The 17,196-nt window shown below is 72.9% G+C and carries 18 protein-coding genes; 10 read left to right on the top strand and 8 right to left on the bottom strand.

Annotated elements, in window-relative coordinates; genetic code table 11:
• Nucleotides 1–105 precede the first annotated feature (105 nt).
• Entirely contained in the window at nt 106–1,089 is a 984-nt protein-coding gene (locus tag ACH4ZX_RS20520; RefSeq protein ID WP_398274378.1) for a helix-turn-helix transcriptional regulator, read from the bottom strand.
• Nucleotides 1,090–1,243: 154 nt separating this feature from the next.
• On the opposite strand from ACH4ZX_RS20520, the gene ACH4ZX_RS20515 reads away from it, so the two are divergent.
• Nucleotides 1,244–1,456 carry a hypothetical protein gene (locus ACH4ZX_RS20515; protein ID WP_351889120.1) on the top strand — a complete coding sequence of 71 codons (213 nt, stop codon included), beginning with the start codon at nt 1,244–1,246 and terminating at the stop codon, nt 1,454–1,456.
• Nucleotides 1,453–1,788: a hypothetical protein gene (locus ACH4ZX_RS20510; protein WP_398274375.1), complete on the top strand. Its 336-nt coding sequence runs from the start codon at nt 1,453–1,455 to the stop codon at nt 1,786–1,788. The genes ACH4ZX_RS20515 and ACH4ZX_RS20510 overlap by 4 nt, the downstream gene beginning before the upstream one ends.
• A 147-nt stretch (nt 1,789–1,935) precedes the next feature.
• On the opposite strand, the gene ACH4ZX_RS20505 is transcribed toward ACH4ZX_RS20510, so the two are convergent.
• Entirely contained in the window at nt 1,936–2,358 is a 423-nt protein-coding gene (locus ACH4ZX_RS20505) for a pyridoxamine 5'-phosphate oxidase family protein (protein WP_398274372.1), read from the bottom strand.
• 127 nt (nt 2,359–2,485) lie between these two features.
• Between ACH4ZX_RS20505 and clpB the strand changes: the two genes are divergently transcribed.
• Nucleotides 2,486–5,107: an ATP-dependent chaperone ClpB gene (gene clpB, locus ACH4ZX_RS20500; RefSeq protein ID WP_398274369.1), complete on the top strand. Its 2,622-nt coding sequence runs from the start codon at nt 2,486–2,488 to the stop codon at nt 5,105–5,107.
• A 586-nt stretch (nt 5,108–5,693) separates the two neighbouring features.
• Here clpB and ACH4ZX_RS20495 read toward each other — a convergent pair.
• Nucleotides 5,694–5,879, bottom strand: a complete 186-nt coding sequence (locus ACH4ZX_RS20495) for a DUF3817 domain-containing protein (RefSeq protein WP_398274415.1) — start codon at nt 5,877–5,879, stop codon at nt 5,694–5,696.
• Between the two features lie 23 nt (nt 5,880–5,902).
• Here ACH4ZX_RS20495 and ACH4ZX_RS20490 point away from each other — a divergent pair, with 23 nt between their 5' ends.
• A complete protein-coding gene (locus ACH4ZX_RS20490; protein WP_398274365.1) occupies nt 5,903–6,067 on the top strand; it encodes a hypothetical protein in 165 nt (54 codons plus the stop codon).
• Between the two features lie 18 nt (nt 6,068–6,085).
• Here ACH4ZX_RS20490 and ACH4ZX_RS20485 read toward each other — a convergent pair whose 3' ends face one another.
• Nucleotides 6,086–6,772, bottom strand: a complete 687-nt coding sequence (locus tag ACH4ZX_RS20485) for an ABC transporter ATP-binding protein (protein WP_398274362.1) — start codon at nt 6,770–6,772, stop codon at nt 6,086–6,088.
• Nucleotides 6,769–7,857 (bottom strand): ABC transporter permease, encoded by a 1,089-nt coding sequence (locus ACH4ZX_RS20480; RefSeq protein WP_398274359.1) that lies wholly within the window; start codon nt 7,855–7,857, stop codon nt 6,769–6,771. Before ACH4ZX_RS20480 ends, ACH4ZX_RS20485 begins: the two co-directional genes overlap by 4 nt.
• A gap of 172 nt (nt 7,858–8,029) precedes the next feature.
• Here ACH4ZX_RS20480 and ACH4ZX_RS20475 point away from each other — a divergent pair, with 172 nt between their 5' ends.
• Nucleotides 8,030–9,244 (top strand): sensor histidine kinase, encoded by a 1,215-nt coding sequence (locus tag ACH4ZX_RS20475; RefSeq protein ID WP_398274356.1) that lies wholly within the window; start codon nt 8,030–8,032, stop codon nt 9,242–9,244.
• Nucleotides 9,241–9,879 (top strand): response regulator, encoded by a 639-nt coding sequence (locus ACH4ZX_RS20470; RefSeq protein WP_398274353.1) that lies wholly within the window; start codon nt 9,241–9,243, stop codon nt 9,877–9,879. The genes ACH4ZX_RS20475 and ACH4ZX_RS20470 overlap by 4 nt, the downstream gene beginning before the upstream one ends.
• Nucleotides 9,880–9,922: 43 nt before the next feature.
• Here the strand turns inward: ACH4ZX_RS20470 and ACH4ZX_RS20465 are convergent, their stop codons facing one another.
• Entirely contained in the window at nt 9,923–10,273 is a 351-nt protein-coding gene (locus tag ACH4ZX_RS20465) for a hypothetical protein (protein ID WP_398274350.1), read from the bottom strand.
• 264 nt (nt 10,274–10,537) lie between these two features.
• Here ACH4ZX_RS20465 and ACH4ZX_RS20460 point away from each other — a divergent pair, with 264 nt between their 5' ends.
• A complete protein-coding gene (locus ACH4ZX_RS20460; protein ID WP_398274347.1) occupies nt 10,538–11,728 on the top strand; it encodes a pyridoxal phosphate-dependent aminotransferase in 1,191 nt (396 codons plus the stop codon).
• On the opposite strand, the gene ACH4ZX_RS20455 is transcribed toward ACH4ZX_RS20460, so the two are convergent.
• A complete protein-coding gene (locus tag ACH4ZX_RS20455) occupies nt 11,725–12,279 on the bottom strand; it encodes a Uma2 family endonuclease (protein ID WP_398274344.1) in 555 nt (184 codons plus the stop codon). The genes ACH4ZX_RS20460 and ACH4ZX_RS20455 overlap by 4 nt on opposite strands.
• A gap of 154 nt (nt 12,280–12,433) precedes the next feature.
• On the opposite strand from ACH4ZX_RS20455, the gene ACH4ZX_RS20450 reads away from it, so the two are divergent.
• Nucleotides 12,434–13,621, top strand: coding sequence for a hypothetical protein (locus ACH4ZX_RS20450; protein WP_398274341.1), 1,188 nt, complete (start codon nt 12,434–12,436; stop codon nt 13,619–13,621).
• Nucleotides 13,622–13,639: 18 nt separating this feature from the next.
• Here ACH4ZX_RS20450 and ACH4ZX_RS20445 read toward each other — a convergent pair whose 3' ends face one another.
• Nucleotides 13,640–14,182: a YbjN domain-containing protein gene (locus ACH4ZX_RS20445; protein ID WP_398274338.1), complete on the bottom strand. Its 543-nt coding sequence runs from the start codon at nt 14,180–14,182 to the stop codon at nt 13,640–13,642.
• A gap of 437 nt (nt 14,183–14,619) precedes the next feature.
• On the opposite strand from ACH4ZX_RS20445, the gene ACH4ZX_RS20440 reads away from it, so the two are divergent.
• Together ACH4ZX_RS20440 and ACH4ZX_RS20435 are read left to right on the top strand one after the other, a co-directional pair.
• Nucleotides 14,620–15,177: a DUF2617 family protein gene (locus tag ACH4ZX_RS20440; RefSeq protein WP_398274335.1), complete on the top strand. Its 558-nt coding sequence runs from the start codon at nt 14,620–14,622 to the stop codon at nt 15,175–15,177.
• Between the two features lie 188 nt (nt 15,178–15,365).
• Nucleotides 15,366–17,180 carry a polyamine aminopropyltransferase gene (locus ACH4ZX_RS20435; protein ID WP_398274332.1) on the top strand — a complete coding sequence of 605 codons (1,815 nt, stop codon included), beginning with the start codon at nt 15,366–15,368 and terminating at the stop codon, nt 17,178–17,180.
• Nucleotides 17,181–17,196: the final 16 nt, after the last annotated feature.

Raw genomic sequence — 17,196 nt, 5'->3', positions numbered from 1 at the left:
CGCATGGTCACTATGGCGAAGAAGAAGCCAAGCACGAGCCCGCATCAGTCATTACCAACGCAGAGGGCATCACGGAGTGTCGTTGCAGTACTAGGCGGTAGGTGGTCAGCTGTCGCGGTCCAGGATCCCCGCCTGGGCGATCAGGAAGCCGAGCTGCGCCCGGCTGCCGCTGCCGAGCGCGGCCGCCAGCTTGGCGATGTGGGCCCGGCAGGTGCGGACGTTCATACCGAGCCGGCGGGCGATCGCCTCGTCGACGTGCCCCTCGATGAGCAGTTTGGCTATGGACCGCTGGACGCCGGTGATGCCTTCCGGGGTGGACTCGTAGGGCACCTCCTCCAGCAGCGGCGTGGCCCGCTGCCAGAGCTGTTCGAAGACCCTGATGAGGTACTGCACGAGGCCGGGGTGGCGCAGTTCCAGGGCGACCTGGCGGTCGTCCTGGGCCGGGATGAAGGCCACGGTGGTGTCGCAGATGATGAGCCGTTCGATGAGCTCCTCGAGGGTGCGGATCTCGACCTTGGCGCCGGCCATCTGGTCCATGTACGCGTAGGTGCTCTGGCTGTGCCGCACGGTGTGCTGGTAGAGGGTGCGCATGGAGATGCCCCGCTCTATCAGCGGCTTGCTGCGCTTGAGGGCCTGACTGAGGATGTGCTCCGGCCGGCTGCCGCCGGGCTGTACCGTCAGGACCTCGGTACGGGCCTCGGCGATCGCCACGTCGAGCGCCGCGTGGATGCGGTCGATGCCCTCCAGCACGGTGATCGCGTGGGTGGTCGCCGGTTTCTGGGCACTGATGTCCAGGAACGGCTGGAAGGTGTCCGCCAGGTCCAGGGTGAGGCGCCGTCGGTCCTGTATCTCCCGTTCCAGGGGCTGCAGTTGCTGGGCGAGCACGACGGAGGGCGGAACCGGGCGCAACCAGCTCGCGTCGTCCGGATCGGGGTGGAGCAGGGCGAACTCGAGCAGACAGGGGGCGCTTTCGACCTCGCCGCGGGCGATACGTCCGGAACTGAGAGCACTGGCGTAGAGACGGGAGCCGTCGGCACACAGATCGGTGATGCCATGAGGATGTGTCGGTTTTGTGCTCTTTGTTGGCAAATCTCCACCCCCCAGGGTCCTGAACGTGCAGGAACATGATGCATCTCCTGTGTGGCATTGACGTGCCTGAATGAGCCATCGTCTTGTTTCACGGGGGAGAGGAAGCCATCAAGTGAGGACGAAGCCGACCATGAATAAGAGAATGCTTCGCTCAGTGCTTGCCACTGCCTTCGTAGTCGCGCTGGCCAGCGGTGCGGCCGGTCCTCTTGACGTCGGCTGGTCGAGCCCCGCCGGCGCGAAGACCGCCGCGCTGGATGTCGGTTGGGACATCTCGGCCGCCGGCCCGGGGGACGTCGGCTGGGTGGTCACCGGCGGTGACGGCGCCCAGGACGTCGGCTGGTCGACCCCGGCGGGCGCGGACGCATGACCACGCCACCCGACGACCGGTCCTTCCGGCGCGAAATGGCCACCGCCTATCGCTCGGGGTGGCACTTCATCGACCTGGTCACCGCGATTCCGCATCCTGGTGACTCGCTGATGGTGACCGTCTTCGGGGAGCCGGTCGTCGTCACGCGGGACGAGGACGAGGACGTGAGGGCGTACCTGTGTCTGCGGCGGCCTCGGGGGGCGCCGCAGCCCGTACGGTGTGCCATCCGGTACGGAATGATCTTTGTGAACCTCGACCGACGAGACCATCGGCTGGTGGAACCGGATACCCCCAATCCACGGACCATCTCAGCCACCCCCCGCAGTGCCTGACGCGATTCCCCCGTCGTAACAGATCGCTCAGGTGCTTCCCCCCGCAGCGGCGTCACCGTGACCTGAACACGGTGACGCCGCTGCAGTTTTCGGCACTTCTCCCGGTACCGCCGGGTTTGGAAGAGGCCGACTTGTGGCCGAAAACAGTCAGTCGCGGCCCGCGTTCCCCATCGCCCGCGTCAGCTCGATCTCGATGACCACGCGCGCCGGATTCGGCCTCGGCGCCCGCTCGTAGCGCTCGGCGAAACGCCGCTCCGCCTCCGCGACCCGCTCCGGCTCGGTCCGTACGAAGGCCCGGCCCTCCAGCGTCGCCCAGCGCCGCCCGTCCACCTGGCACACGGCCACCCGTGCCCCCTCCGGGCCGGCCGCCAGTACGTTGCGCACCTTCGCGCTCGTCCTGCTCGTGATCACCCGGGCCAGCCGTGCCCCGGGGTCGTAGGTCACGCAGACCGGCACCACGTGCGGGCTGCCGTCGGGGCGGGGCGTCGTCAGCGTGCACAGGTGCCGCTCGCGCCAGAAGCTGAGGTACGACGCGTCGGGAGCGCCCGGATCCTGCGGGTACGAGGTCATGGCCGGAACTTAACCGCTCGGGTCTCCCGGACACCCCCTTGAGTGGAATAGACTCAACTTTGTAGACGTTGACCGAGTCAGCACTGGGAGACGTGGCGACAGCTGACGCCAGGAGGAGAAAGCGAACGTGGACGCCGAGCTGACCAACCGGAGCCGGGACGCCATCAACGCGGCCGGCAACCGGGCCGTGACGGAGGGGCACCCCGACCTCACCCCCGCCCATCTGCTGCTGGCTCTGCTCCAGGGGCAGGAGAACGAGAACATCACCGACCTGCTGGCGGCTGTCGAGGCCGACCAGGCGGCGGTGCGCGCCGGCGCGGAGAAGATCCTCGCCGGGCTGCCCAGCGTGACGGGGTCCACCGTCGCCCCGCCGCAGCCCAACCGGGAACTGCTCGCCGTGATCGCGGACGCGTCCGAGCGGGCCGGGGAGCTCGGGGACGAGTACCTGTCCACCGAGCACCTGCTCATCGGCATCGCCGCGAAGGGCGGCGCGGCCGGGGACGTGCTCACCGGCCGGGGTGCCAGTGCGAAGAAGCTGTCGGACGCCTTCAAGAAGGCGAGGGGAGGACGCAGGGTGACCACCGCAGACCCGGAGGGCCAGTACAAGGCCCTGGAGAAGTTCGGCACCGACTTCACCGCCGCGGCGCGGGAGGGGAAGCTCGACCCGGTGATCGGCCGGGACCAGGAGATCCGCCGCGTGGTGCAGGTGCTGTCGCGCCGCACGAAGAACAACCCGGTCCTCATCGGCGAGCCCGGCGTCGGCAAGACCGCCGTCGTCGAGGGGCTCGCCCAGCGGATCGTCAAGGGCGACGTGCCCGAGTCCCTGAAGGACAAGCGGCTCGTCGCGCTGGACCTGGGCGCGATGGTCGCCGGGGCCAAGTACCGCGGTGAGTTCGAGGAGCGCCTGAAGGCCGTCCTGGCCGAGATCAAGGACTCCGACGGGCAGATCATCACCTTCATCGACGAGCTGCACACCGTCGTCGGCGCGGGAGCCGGCGGCGACTCCGCGATGGACGCCGGCAACATGCTCAAGCCGATGCTGGCGCGCGGCGAGCTGCGCATGGTCGGCGCCACCACCCTCGACGAGTACCGCGAGCGCATCGAGAAGGACCCGGCGCTGGAGCGCCGCTTCCAGCAGGTGCTGGTCGCCGAGCCGACCGTCGAGGACACCATCGCGATCCTGCGCGGGCTCAAGGGCCGCTACGAGGCCCACCACAAGGTGCAGATCGCGGACAGCGCGCTGGTCGCCGCCGCCACCCTCTCCGACCGGTACATCACCTCCCGCTTCCTGCCCGACAAGGCCATCGACCTCGTCGACGAGGCGGCCTCCCGGCTGCGCATGGAGATCGACTCCTCGCCCGTCGAGATCGACGAACTCCAGCGCGCCGTCGACCGGTTGCGCATGGAGGAGCTGGCCATCGGCAAGGAGACCGACCCGGCCTCCCGCGAACGCCTGGAGAAGCTGCGCCGCGACCTCGCCGACAAGGAGGAGGAACTGCGCGGCCTGACCGCCCGCTGGGAGAAGGAGAAGCAGTCCCTCAACCGCGTCGGCGAGCTGAAGGAGCGGCTCGACGACCTGCGCGGCCAGGCCGAACGCGCCCAGCGCGACGGCGACTTCGACACCGCCTCCAAGCTGCTGTACGGCGAGATCCCGACCCTGGAACGGGACTTGCAGGCCGCCTCCCAGGCCGAGGAGGAGGCCGCCAAGGACACCATGGTCAAGGAGGAGGTCGGCTCCGACGACATCGCGGACGTCGTCGCCGCCTGGACCGGCATCCCCGCCGGCCGTCTGCTGGAGGGCGAGACGCAGAAGCTGCTGCGCATGGAGGAGGAGCTGGGCAAGCGCCTGATCGGCCAGGAGGAGGCCGTGCGCGCGGTGTCCGACGCGGTGCGGCGCTCCCGGGCCGGCATCGCCGACCCCGACCGCCCGACCGGCTCGTTCCTCTTCCTGGGCCCCACCGGCGTCGGCAAGACCGAACTCGCCAAGGCGCTCGCCGACTTCCTCTTCGACGACGAGCGGGCCATGGTCCGCATCGACATGTCGGAGTACGGCGAGAAGCACAGCGTGGCCCGGCTGGTCGGCGCCCCGCCCGGGTACGTCGGCTACGAGGAGGGCGGCCAGCTCACCGAGGCCGTCCGCCGCCGCCCGTACACCGTCGTACTGCTCGACGAGGTCGAGAAGGCCCACCCCGAGGTCTTCGACGTGCTGCTGCAGGTGCTGGACGACGGCCGCCTGACGGACGGTCAGGGCCGCACGGTCGACTTCCGCAACGCCATCCTGGTGCTGACCTCGAACCTGGGCAGCCAGTTCCTGGTCGACCCGATCAGCTCGGAGGAGGAGAAGAAGGAGCAGGTCCTGGAGGTCGTGCGGGCCTCCTTCAAGCCGGAGTTCCTCAACCGGCTCGACGACCTGGTCGTCTTCTCGGCGCTGACCAAGCCGGAGCTGGAGCGCATCGCGAAGCTCCAGATCGACCGCCTGGCCAAGCGGCTCACCGAACGCCGCCTGACCCTGGAGGTCACCGGCGAGGCCCTGTCCTGGCTCGCCACGGAGGGCCTGGACCCGGCGTACGGCGCCCGGCCGCTGCGCCGCCTGATCCAGACCGCCATCGGCGACCGGCTGGCCAAGGAGATCCTGGCCGGCGAGGTCAAGGACGGCGACACCGTCCGCGTCGACGCCTTCGGCGACGGCCTCCTGGTGGGACCGGCGACCGGCGAGAAGGCCGGCGGGACGGCCGGCAAGACGCTGTAGCCCCCCGACGGCTCGGGCCCGTCACCCCGGTGGGTGGCGGGCCCGTCCGTGTCCGTCGCCGGGCTCCCGGAGGACCCCGGCGACGGAGTGGGCAGGACGGATGCGGCTCCCCCTGCGGGAGCTCAGCTGCCCCGTGTCAGCTGCCTCCACCGCATCCGCCGCCCCCGCCGCACGACGACCCGCCTCCGCAGGACGACCCGCCTCCGCAGGACGACCCGCCGCCGCACGAATGGCCGCCACCGCAGGAGTGACCCCCGTGGTGGCCCCCGTGGTGCCCGCCGTCCGTGCCGCTGCCGCTGTCGCCCCCGCCGGCCCACCAGCTGCTGTCCCCGCCGTACGAGCGTCCGCCCGACCCGCGGGCCGGCCGGACCCGGCCGCCCCTGCGTGCCGCGCTGACGAGGACCGCCACGCAGACGATCCCGGCGATCACGATGATGCCGGTCATGGCGTCACCGTCCTCTCGATGCCCCCGAAGCAGCCCCCCGTGGGTGCCTCGCCGTGTTGCGTGCCCGGGGGATGCCCGGCCCGGCCGTCGGCCAAAGCAGAGTTGAGCGAATTCTGAGCCTCGGCAGCTGGAAGGGCTCCCTCACCGGGAGGCGGTGGGGCGTGAGGCCGCGGCCGCGCTCGGGAGCCGGCCGGTGCGGCGGGCCCACATCTCGAATGCCACGGTCACGAAGGGCAGTACGGCGGCCAGCAGGGCGAAGAAGGCCGTCCGGCCCAGCCGCCACCCGAGCCGGATCGCCACCAGGGCCGTCAGGAGCACGTAGGCGATGAACGAACAGGAGCACGTAGGCGATGAACGAACTCGTCGTCACCCGTGAGTTCCCCGCCTGGATCGAGGCCGTGGAGCGGGCCGTCGCGGCCGAGGCCACCCCCGAGGAGCAGGCGGTCGCCTACGTCAGGGCCAACCTCGAACAGGCCGCGCGCGGCGCCCACGGCTGGCGGGCCTCGTCTCCCTGAAGCCCCGCTCCGGCTGCTCTAGAGGTGCTGCGCGGCCGGAATGCGCAGGCGTCCGTCCTGGACTTCGGCGATCCGGTCGACGGCGGTGAGGTGGGCGCGGTCGTGGGTGACCAGGACGGTGGCGGTGGTCTGCTGGTGGGTGAGGCCGGTGATGAGGTCGATGACGGCGGCGCCGCGTTCGTGGTCGAGGGCGCTGGTGGGTTCGTCGACCAGGAGGACGGTGGGGTCGTTCATCAGGGCGCGGGCGATGTTGACGCGCTGGCGCTCGCCGCCGGAGAGCTGGTGGGGACGGCGGCCGGCCCGGTCGGCGAGACCGACGGCGTCGAGGAGTTCCAGCGCCCGGGTGCGGGCGGTGCGGGGTTTGCGGCCGTCGATCCGGGCCATGACCTGGAGTTGTTCGACGGCGGTGAGGGAGGGCAGCAGGTTGGGCTGCTGGAAGACGATCCCGATCTTGTGGCGGCGCAGTTCGGTGAGTTCGCCGCGGGTGAGGCCGGTGGTGGTCCGGCCGTCGACGGTGACGGTGCCGGTGTCGGGGGTGATCAGGGTGGCGGCGACGGCGAGGAGGCTGGACTTGCCGGAGCCGGAGGGGCCGACCACGGCGGTCAGGCTGCCCCGGGGCACATCGAGGGTGACGTGGTCGAGGGCGGTCAGGCGGGTGTCGCCGTCGGGATAGGTGAGGGTGACGTCGGTCAGTCTCAGGCTCATCGGGCGCTCCCCAGGGCGGTCAGCGGGTCGACGGAGGTGATGCGGCGGATGGACAGGGCGGCGCCGAGCACGCCGAGGAGGACGATCACGACGGCCGGGACCAGCACGGTGCTGGGGGTGAGGAGGAACGGCACGGCACTGCCGGACACCAGGGCGCCGAGGGTGGCGGCCAGGCCGGTGCCGATCAGGGTGCCGCCGGTGAGCAGGACGACGGCCTGGCCGAGGGCGTCCTCGAGCAGGCCCGCGGTGGAGGCGCCCAGCGCCTTGAGGACGGCGACGTCGCCGCTGCGCTGGATGGTCCAGACGGTGAAGAAGGCCCCGATGACGAGGGCGGAGATGGCGAACAGGAAGCCGCGCATCAGCTGCAGGGAGCCGTTCTCGGACGTGTAGGAGCCGATCGCGGACAGCGAGTCCCCGGTGGTGACCGTTCTGGTGCCGGCCTGGTGGTCGAGGGCGGTCACATCGGCCTCGGCGGTGGTGTTCAGGGCGATGACGGTGGCCCACGGGCCCTCCCCGCCGCCGGTGGGCGGCGCGGTCCGCCGCCAGGTGTCCAGACCGGTCCAGATCACCGGGGTGTGGCTGAAGTGGGCGTCGCCCTCGACGGCGGCCACCTTCAGCCGCCGGCCTGCCAGGGTGAGGGAGTCGCCGGCCCGCACGCCGAGGCCGTCGGCGGCCGCGGTGGACAGCACCACCGCGCTGTCGGTGATCTTGTCGCCGGCCGGCGCGAGGCGGGAGTCGGGCTCGACGCCGAAGGCCGAGACCCCGGTGCTCCGGTCCCCGGCGGTGGCCCTGGTCGTGGTGATCCCCAGCGGCTCGGCGTTCTCGACGCCGGGCGCCCCGGACCACCGCTGCCACTGCCGCTCGGTGACGGTGGAGCTGGAGTACGACAGGTCCTGCCCGCCGGTGGGCGCCTGGAAGGCGATCCTGTCGGCGGGCAGGGACGTGATCGCGGAGATGTTCTGCTGCCCCAGTCCGGCCGTCAGCCCGGACAGCAGCCCGACCAGCAGGGTGATCAGCACGATGACGGTCCCCATCAGGGCAAAGCGCCCCTTGGCGAACTTCAGGTCTCTCCAGGCGACGAACACGGCCCCGGCCTGTCCCTTCCGGCGGTGGAATCGGTACGACTCCACCGTCGCCGCCGGCCCCCGGTGCGCGCGTCCGGCGCAGGACGGCACTTGGCGGGCCGAAAGACGGCGCACGGCTTCTAACTTTCGATGGAGGCCGCCGGGCGCCGGCCTTCGTAACCTGGGACGCACTGTGAACACCGCCGCCCCCGCCCTGACCCCGACCACCCGGGCCCTGGCCTGGTGCCTGCACCTGCTGATCATCGGCCTGCTCGCGCTGGCCGCCGGACGGGCCGTGGCCGACGGCCGGCCCCACGCCGGGTGGATCGTCGCCGCGTCGGCGGCGTGCGGCCTGGTGTACGCGGCCGGACCCGCGCTGCCGGGCGTCGGCCGCTCGCGGCGGGCCGCCGCGCTGTGGCTGGCCGCCGTGGGCACCTGTTGGCTGACGGTGCTCGCGCTGTCTCCCGACGCCGTGTGGGTGGCCTTCCCGCTGTACTTCCTCCAGCTGCACCTGCTGCCCCGCCGCGCCGGACTGGCGGCCGTGGCCGCCACCGCCGCCGCGGCCGTCGCGGGCTTCGCGGCGCACCAGCACTCCTTCAGCCCCGCCATGGCCATCGGCCCCGCGCTCGGCGCCGCCGTGGCGGTCGCGGTGGTGTGGGGGTACCAGGCCCTGTACCGGGAGAGCGAAGACCGCCGCCGGCTGATCGAGGAGCTCACCGCCACCCGCGCCGACCTGGCCGCAGCCCAGCACACCGCCGGCGTACTGGCCGAACGCGACCGCCTGGCCCGCGAGATCCACGACACCCTCGCCCAGGGCCTGTCCAGCATCCAACTGCTGCTGTGCGCCGCCGAACGAGCACTGCCCGACGCGCCGCAGAACGCAGCCCGCCACGTCGACCAGGCACGGCAGGCCGCCGTCGACAACCTCGCCGAGGCGCGCCGCTTCGTCGCGGCCCTCACCCCGCCCACGCTGGAAGGCACCACCCTGGCCGGCGCCCTGGAACGCCTGTGCACCACCACGTCCGCCCGGCACCGGCTCACCGCGCGCTTCCACCTCACCGGCGACCCCGCCCCGCTCGCCACCGCCCACGAGGTCGCGCTGCTGCGCATCGCCCAGTCCGCCCTGGCCAACACCGTTCACCACGCCGAGGCCGGCACCGCGGACGTGACCCTCCGCTACGTCGGTGACCACGTCGTGCTCGACGTCGTCGACGACGGCCGCGGCTTCGACCCTGCCCGGCTGCCCGCCCCAGACCCCGAGGCCGGCGGGTTCGGACTGGCCGCCATGCGCGCCCGTGTCCAGGCCCTCGGAGGTACCCTCACCATCGAATCCGCCCCCGGCCACGGAACCGCCCTGGCCGCCCGGCTGCCCCTCGCCCCGCCGGCCGAGACCGAGGTCCGCCCGTGACCGACAGCGCCCCCATCCGCCTGCTCCTGGCCGACGACCACCCCGTGGTACGGGCCGGGCTGCGCGCCGTGCTGGAGACCGAACCCGGCCTCGTCGTCATGGCCGAAGCCGCCACCGCCGAGGACGCGGTCACCCGCGCCGCCGCGGGCGACATCGACGTCGTGCTGATGGATCTGCAGTTCGGGAAGGGCATGGGCGGCGCCGAGGCCACCGCCCGGATCACCGCCCGGCCGGGAGCCCCCCGGGTGCTGATCGTCACCACCTACGACTCCGACGCCGACACCCTGCCCGCCATCGAGGCCGGCGCCACCGGCTACCTCCTCAAGGACGCCTCGCCCGAGGACCTGGCCGCCGCCGTACGCACCGCGGCAGCCGGACGCACCACGCTGGCACCCACGGTCGCCGACCGGCTGATGAACCGGCTGCGCGCGCCGGGCGCCGCCCTGACCCGGCGCGAGACCGAAGTCCTCGCCCTGGTCGCCGACGGCCTTTCCAACCAGGCCATCGGCGACCGCCTCCACCTGACCGAAGGAACGGTCAAGTCCCACCTGGCCCGCATCTACGCCAAGCTCGACGTCGACTCACGCACCGCCGCCGTCGCCACCGCCACCGACCTCGGCCTCATCCGCCGCTGACCCGGGCCCGCGCGGACGCCCGGAGCGGAGCGGTCGCGCGGGTTCAGCAGTGAGCGGTGACGTTGCCGCAGTAGATCCAGCCGTAGAAGTCGTGCGGCCTGCCGTTGCCGGTCGTGTACCGGACGTAGTACCAGAGGTTTCCGGCCGGGTTGCGAGCGTTGTGGTGCCAGTACAGCGACTCGCCGGCGTAGGTCTGCATGACCACGTCGCAACTGGCCCGGTAGCACTCCCTGACCGGGCCCCCGCGCGAGGTGGTCCGGGTCCACGAGGCGGCGGAGACGTCGCTGCCGCCGGGGCCGGCGGCGCTGTTCCCGGCGGCGGCCGGGGTGGCGGCGAGCCCGGTGCCGAGCGCGGCGGAGACGGCGGCGACGGCGAGTGCGCGTCGGATGAGCATGGTGTTTCCCCCTTTGCTGGTCTTCGCCCAGGCTGCCGGTGAACGGCGGGCTTGTCGTTGGCGCTGCGCGCCAAGTACTGGGCGGTGCGCGCCAGGTGCTGGGCGGTGCGCGCTGCTCGAAGTTCCGCGCCAAGTGCTCTGCGGCGCGCGCCAGGTGCCCGGTGATCCGCGCCGGATGCCCGGTGAACCGCGCCGGGCCGGGGCCCCGCCGCGGCTCGCCCGGAGGCGACGGCAGGTTGAGGAAATCCGCGGCTTCGGCGCACGATGACCGGCATGACCTCCACCACCCGCCCGCCGCTCAACCGCCGGCTCGCCGAGTTCGGGACGACGATCTTCGCCGAGATGTCGGCGCTCGCCCTGCGGACCGGGGCGATCAACCTGGGCCAGGGCTTCCCCGACACGGACGGCCCCGAGGAGATCCGCGAGGCGGCCGTGCGGGCGCTGCGCGACGGCCGCGGCAACCAGTACCCGCCCGGCCCGGGCGTCCCCGAGCTGCGCGCCGCCGTCGCCGCCCACCAGCAGCGGCGGTACGGGTCGGCCTACGACCCCGACACCGAGGTCCTGGTCACGGCGGGCGCCACGGAGGCCATCGCCGCCTCGCTGCTCGCCCTCCTGGAGCCCGGCGACGAGGTGATCGCCCTCGAGCCGTACTACGACTCCTACGCCGCCTGCATCGCGATGGCGGGCGGCACCCGCGTCCCGGTCACCCTGCACCCGCACGAGGGAAGCTTCCGGCTGGACCTCGACGAGCTGCGCGCCGCCGTCACCGGCCGCACCCGCCTGCTGCTGATCAACACCCCGCACAACCCCACCGGCACCGTTCTCACCCGCGAGGAACTCGCCGCGATCGCCGAGCTGGCCGTCGAGCGGGACCTCCTCGTGGTGACCGACGAGGTCTACGAGCACCTGGTCTTCGACGACGCCGAACACCTGCCGCTGGCCGGTTTCCCCGGCATGCGGGAACGGACGGTGACCATCGGATCGGCCGGCAAGACCTTCTCCTTCACCGGCTGGAAGGTCGGCTGGGTGACCGCGGCCCCCGGCCTGGTCGCCGCCGTCCGCTCGGCCAAGCAGTTCCTGACCTACGTCGCCTCCGGGCCGTTCCAGTACGCCGTCGCCGAGGCGCTGGCGCTGCCGGACGCCTACTTCGCCGCGTTCCGCGCGGACATGCTCGCCAAGCGCGACCTGCTGGCGGCCGGGCTGACCAAGGCCGGGTTCCAGGTGTTCAAGCCCGCCGGGACCTACTTCATCACCACCGACATCCGTCCCCTCGGCGAGAAGGACGGCTTCGCCTTCTGCCGCGCCCTGCCCGAGCGGGCCGGCGTCGTCGCCATCCCCAACGCCGTCTTCTACGACCACCGCGAGGCGGGAGCGCCGTTCGTCCGCTTCGCGTTCTGCAAACGCACCGAGGTCCTCCAGGAAGCCGTGGAGCGACTCATGGGCCTCGGAGGTTAGCGGGCGTCCGTCTCGGGCTCCGGGCGCGGGAGCTCGTCGAGGTCGAGGGTGAAGGTGCGGCCGTCGGCCAGCGGGATGGGGAGCTTGCCCGTGCCGTACTTGTGGGTGTGCGCCGCGATGTAACCGGTGGTGGTCGGCTGCGTGTGGACGACGACTTCCTGGGCGTAGGGGTCCACGACCAGGTAGACGGGGATGCCGTAGCGGCCGTACTTCGCGGTGCAGTCGTCGTAGTCCTTGCGCGCGGAGCAGGTCGAGACGACCTCCGAGATCAGCAGGACGTCCTCGAAGCCGTAGCGCTTGCCCTCCCGGCGGGCGTCCTCGCGAAGGATCGCCAGATCGGGGGCCGAGTTCTCGTCGGCGGGGAAGTCGATGCAGACGTCGGAGGCGGTCTTCGCATGGCGTCCGAGGGACACGATCGTGTCGTACTGCATCGACTTGATCGTGCTGGAGTGCTCGAAGCTCTGCGGAGTCATGATCACCTTTCCGTCGGCTCCGAACAGGACCGTGTATCCCTTGGGGAACTCGGTGTGCACGATCGCGTCGACGCTCATGGACCGCTCCTTCCCGTGTGCGGTCAGGATACGACGGAGAGGGGCGCGGCCCGGAGCCGTCACGTCGCCGTGCCGGGCGGGCGGACGGGCCGGGGCGTACCCGGCCGGACGCACACCGGTCGCGGGGTTCGCGGGCGGGCTGCACTGTGCCGGTGTGACCCACGCCAGCACGCTCGCCCGACCGTCCGTCACCCGGCCCGGCGCCCGGGGCCGCGCCCACCTGCCGACGGCGGCGGCGCTGGCCGGTGCCGTCGGCCTGTTCGCCGCCGCCCGGCTGCTCGGCGTCGCCGTGCTGGCGCTCGCCGCACGGGCGACCGGGCAGCAGCCACTCGCGCTGCTCGGACGGTCCTGGGACTCGGTGTGGTACCTGGGGATCGCCGCCCACGGGTACGGCCGCACCCTGCACTTCGGGGACGGCACCGTCCAGAGCGACCTGGCGTTCTTCCCGCTCTACCCGGCGCTCGTGCGGGCCGTGACCGCCGTCAGCCCGCTCGGCTGGGGCGCGGCCGGCCTGGCGGTGTCGTGGCTGGCGGCGGTCGTGGCCGCGGGCGGCATCCACGCGCTCGGCGACCGGCTGTACGGCCGGACGCCGGCCACCGTGCTGGTGCTGCTGTGGGGCCTGCTGCCGCACTCGGTGGTGCTGTCGATGGCGTACACCGAACCCGTGCTCACCGCGTTCGCCGCCTGGTCGCTGTACGCGGTGCTCACCGGGCGCTGGGTGTGGGCGGGGGCGCTGGCCGCCCTCGCCGGGCTGTCGAGGCCCAACGGGCTGGCGGTCGCGGCGGCGGTGCTGGCCGCCGCGGGGCACGAGGCGTGGCGGCGGCGCGGGAAAACCGTCCACAGGCTGTGGACGGGCGCCGCGCTCGCGCCGCTCGGCTGGACGGCGTACGTGCTGTGGGTCGGCCTGCGCACGGGCGACGTGCCCGGCGGCTACTTCCGCGTCCAGCGGCTGTGGGGCTCCCGCTTCGACCTGGGGCGCGGCTCGCTGCGGTTCGTGCGGCACCTGCTGCTGCACGGCGACCGCTTCGTCTTCCCCGTGGCGCTGCTGACCGTCGCGGCGGCGGCCGTGCTGTACGCCCTCCTGCTGGCCGACCGCGCCCCGCTGCCGCTGCTGGTGTACGCCGGCGTCCTGCTGCTGATCGCGTTCGGCGGCTCGGGGTTCTTCGAGTCCAAGCCGCGCTTCCTGCTGCCGGCCTTCCCGCTGCTGCTGCCGCTCGCCCGGGCCCTGGCGCGCACGGCGAGAGCCCGGCCGTGGCACGCGACCGTGGTGGTCGGCGCCCTGGCCGGGCTCTCGTTCGGCTACGGGGCGTACCTGGTGGTACTGGCCCGGGTGCCCCTGTAGGGCGAGGCGGCGGGAGGACTACTCCTCGTCGTCGCCGGGCTCGTCGCCGGGCTCGTCCGCGTCGTCGATCTCCTGCTCGAGGCCGAGCTGCTCCACGAGCCACCGGTCGAACTCGATGGCGGCCCGCACCCAGCTGACCGTGGAGGAGACGAAGTGCTCCAGGCTCACCCCGGTGCCGATCAGCATCTGCGCCTCGCCGATCAGGCGGACGGTGCCGTCGTCGTGGGTGTGGCTGTACACCTTGGGCCAAAGGGTCCGGCGGTTCCAGTCGTCGATGGACTCCAGCAGCTGGGCCTTCTCCTCGATGCCGTGCGGCCGGTCGTAGAACGTCCGCACCGAGAAGACCTGCTGGTCGCCCTCGCCGCGGAACATGAAGTACGTGCGGAACTGCTCCCACGGAGCCGCGAGGTCACCCTCTTCGTCGACGACGTACTTGAGCTCCATCTGGTCGAGGAGCTGCTTCACGAGGTCCTGATCCGGGATGACGGGGCCCGCCGGTCCCTGGTTCTGCGGCTCGGGCTGGCCCCCGAAGTTCGGAATCGAGGACGGGTCGATGGACATACTTGGACACTCCTGCGGTCGTCTGGCTCGTCCGGCCGTCGCTGAGACCAGACGTACTGCCCACCCTCTCTCTCTTGGCACGTGACCGGCAACCTTGCCTGGCGGGCGGCGCCGCCCGCCAGGCAAGGTTGCCGGGCCCACGGCGCTCGGGCCGCCGCGCGGGGCCCGCGGGCGCGCTCCTCGCGCGCTCCGGCGCGCGCCATGGTTGAACAGTTGAGCTGTGCAGCCCTCTCAGGGATGGAAACGCCACGAAGTTGGGTAAAAACGCTGTGGCGGCGCCACAGTTCATGATTCCCTCTAAAACACCAACGCGGCCCCCGGACGTCCCGTGCACATCCTCCCGACGTCCCGACCGGGCCGGCCGGTCCGGTCTCCCGGTGCCGACCGGCATGCGCCGGACCCAGACCTCCTTGTTTGCGTGCTTGCGGAGCCGATCCATGCTCACGACCCTGAACACCGCCTACACCGACACGTCCGCGGCCGACCTCGCCTGGGCCCTGGGGCGCGAGCCGCTTCCGGCGCTGGCCACACTCGATCTCGAACTGACGGGCGCCAAGCTGCAGTTGAGGCTCCTCGGCGCGTCGCACCAGGTGCTCCTTGAGGAGGCGCGGGGCACCTGCTCGGAGACGGTCGCCTGCATCGCGGGCAGCAGCACCCCGCTGCCGCTGGGCGTCGCCAAGCGCGTCGACGACTGGGAGTACGAGTTCGCCGCCCGGGTCGAGGTCCTCTCGCCCGGCTCCTTCGCGGGCCGCGCCCAGGAGTTGCTGGCCCTGGTCTCCGACCACCCGCACGGCCTGGCCGGCGTCTTCCCGGGCAGTCCGCACGCGTTCACCGCGATGCTCGCCCACCACCACGAGGGGCAGGTGCACTGGCGGACCTGGCACGCCTATCCGCAGGACGGGCAACTGGTGGCGACCCGCACCCGGGTCGGGGTGCGGACGCCGGCCGCCCGGCTCGCCGCCCGCCGGGCCGACCGCAGCCCGTCCTGGGTCTGACGCGAAGGTCCTACGCGAAGGTCCTACGCGAAGGTCCGACGCGGAGGTCCGACGCGAAGGCCCGACGCGAAGGCCCGACGCGAAGGCCCGACGCGAAGGTCCGACGCGAACGTGTGAATCCCGGCGGACGGTGGTTCCACACGTGTGGGTGACAAAACGTGACCGCTCCGTGACGTAACGTCGCAGTCGTGATCGAACAGCACGCCCCGGCCCCGCCCCGCCGCCCGCTCCCGCGCCCGCTTCCCTGGGCGGCGCCGGCGCGGCTGCCCGTCCCGCCGCGGACGGGACGGTTCCTGGTCCTGGCGTGCGCCTTCGTCTGCGCGGCCTGCGGGCTCGTGTACGAACTCGAACTCGTCGCCCTCGCCTCCTACCTGACCGGGGACTCGGTCACCCAGGCGTCCGTGGTGCTGTCGGTCATGGTCTTCGCGATGGGCGTCGGCTCGCTCGTGGCGAAGAGACTGCGCCGGCACGCCGCGGCCGGCTTCGGCGCGATCGAGGCCGTGCTCGCCCTCGTCGGCGGCTGCAGCGCGATGGCGCTGTACGCCGTCTTCGCCTGGACCGGCGCCTGGGGCGGGCTGTGGGCGAGCGGACCCCGCTGCCTCCTGGTCGCCTTTTCCCTCACCATCGGCCTGCTGATCGGCGCCGAGGTCCCGCTGCTGATGGAGCTGATCCAGCGCATCCGGCGGCAGGACCCGGGCGGCGCGGTGGCCGACCTGTTCGCCGCCGACTACGTCGGCGCCCTCGTCGGCGGCCTGGCCTTTCCGTTCCTGCTGCTGCCGCTGCTGGGCCAGCTGACCGGCGCCCTGATCACCGGCACGGTCAACGCCGTCGCCGGCGGCGCCCTGGTCCTCGGTCTGTTCCGCGGCGACCTCAGCCGCCGCGCCCGCCGGCTGCTGCTGGCCGCCAACGTCGCCGTGCTGGGCGTCCTCGCCTCCGCGGCCGTACTCGTCGGCGACTTCGAGACCGCCGCCCGGCACGCGGTGTACGGCGACGACGTGCGCGTGGCCCTGCGGACCGGCAGCCAGGAACTCGTCCTCACCGGCGGCACCCATGGCCGCCCCCTCGCCCTCTTCCTCGACGGCCGGCTGCGGGCCGGCGGCCGCGACGAGCGGCGCTACCACGAGGCACTGGTCCACCCCGCGATGAACGGCCCCCACGCGCGCGTGCTCGTCCTCGGCGGCGGCGACGGACTGGCCGCGCGCGAGGTGCTGCGCCATCCGGGCGTGCGCCGGGTGGACGTCGTCGAACCCGACGCCGACGTCGTGCGGCTGGCCCGCCACGACCCGGCCCTGTCGGCCCTCAACGGCCACGTCTACGACGATCCGCGGGTGCACGCGCGCGCCGCGGACGCCTTCCGCCGCCTGCGCGGCGCGCCCCGGGCGGCGTACGACGTGGTGATCTGCGACCTGCCCGACCCGGACATCACGGCGAGCACGAAGCTGTACTCGCAGGAGTTCTACGGGCTGGCCCGCCGGGTGCTCGCGCCCGGCGGCCGACTGGTGGTCCACGCCGGCCCGGTCGCCACCCGGCCGCGCGTGTTCTGGACGGTGGACGCCACGGTCCGCGCCGCCGGACTGCGCACCGCCGCCTACCGCGTCGTCGGCCACGACCCCGGCCTCACCGCGGGCCCCGGCCTCACCGCGGGCCCCGGCCTCACCGCGGGCCCCGGCCTCACCGCGGGCCCCGGCCTCACCGCGGGCCCCGGCCTCACCGCGGGCCCTGGCCTCACCGCGGGCCCCGGCCTCACCGCAGGACCCGACGGCTCCACGGGACCCGCCCGCTCCACGGGCCCCGCCCGCTCCACCGGCGCCTCCCGCGCCCCGCGCGACTGGGGTTTCGTGCTGGCCGCCCGCGCGGCCCCGCGGCTCGGCCTGGATCCCGGCGCCCCGCGCCCGCGCACCCTCACCCCCGCACGCCTGGCGGCGGACGCGCGGGCGGCGGCCCGCACCCGGGTCGGCGGCCTGCGCCCGTCGACGCTGGTGCATCCCCGGTACGCGTACTGAGCGGCACGCGCGTGGG

It is taken from the genome of Streptomyces sp. NPDC020490 (assembly GCF_044335305.1).
GTDB lineage: Bacteria > Actinomycetota > Actinomycetes > Streptomycetales > Streptomycetaceae > Streptomyces.
This window is presented reverse-complemented; position numbering and strand designations above follow the sequence as displayed.

Bases quoted from the DNA above. Each gene is read 5' to 3' on its own strand.
- ACH4ZX_RS20510 (WP_398274375.1), top strand. From the start codon at position 1,453: ATGACCACGCCACCCGACGACCGGTCCTTCCGGCGCGAAATGGCCACC.
- ACH4ZX_RS20505 (WP_398274372.1), bottom strand. From the start codon at position 2,358: ATGACCTCGTACCCGCAGGATCCGGGCGCTCCCGACGCGTCGTACCTC.
- ACH4ZX_RS20490 (WP_398274365.1), top strand. From the start codon at position 5,903: ATGAACGAACTCGTCGTCACCCGTGAGTTCCCCGCCTGGATCGAGGCC.
- ACH4ZX_RS20485 (WP_398274362.1), bottom strand. From the start codon at position 6,772: ATGAGCCTGAGACTGACCGACGTCACCCTCACCTATCCCGACGGCGAC.
- ACH4ZX_RS20465 (WP_398274350.1), bottom strand. From the start codon at position 10,273: ATGCTCATCCGACGCGCACTCGCCGTCGCCGCCGTCTCCGCCGCGCTC.
- ACH4ZX_RS20460 (WP_398274347.1), top strand. From the start codon at position 10,538: ATGACCGGCATGACCTCCACCACCCGCCCGCCGCTCAACCGCCGGCTC.
- ACH4ZX_RS20455 (WP_398274344.1), bottom strand. From the start codon at position 12,279: ATGAGCGTCGACGCGATCGTGCACACCGAGTTCCCCAAGGGATACACG.
- ACH4ZX_RS20445 (WP_398274338.1), bottom strand. From the start codon at position 14,182: ATGTCCATCGACCCGTCCTCGATTCCGAACTTCGGGGGCCAGCCCGAG.
- ACH4ZX_RS20440 (WP_398274335.1), top strand. From the start codon at position 14,620: ATGCTCACGACCCTGAACACCGCCTACACCGACACGTCCGCGGCCGAC.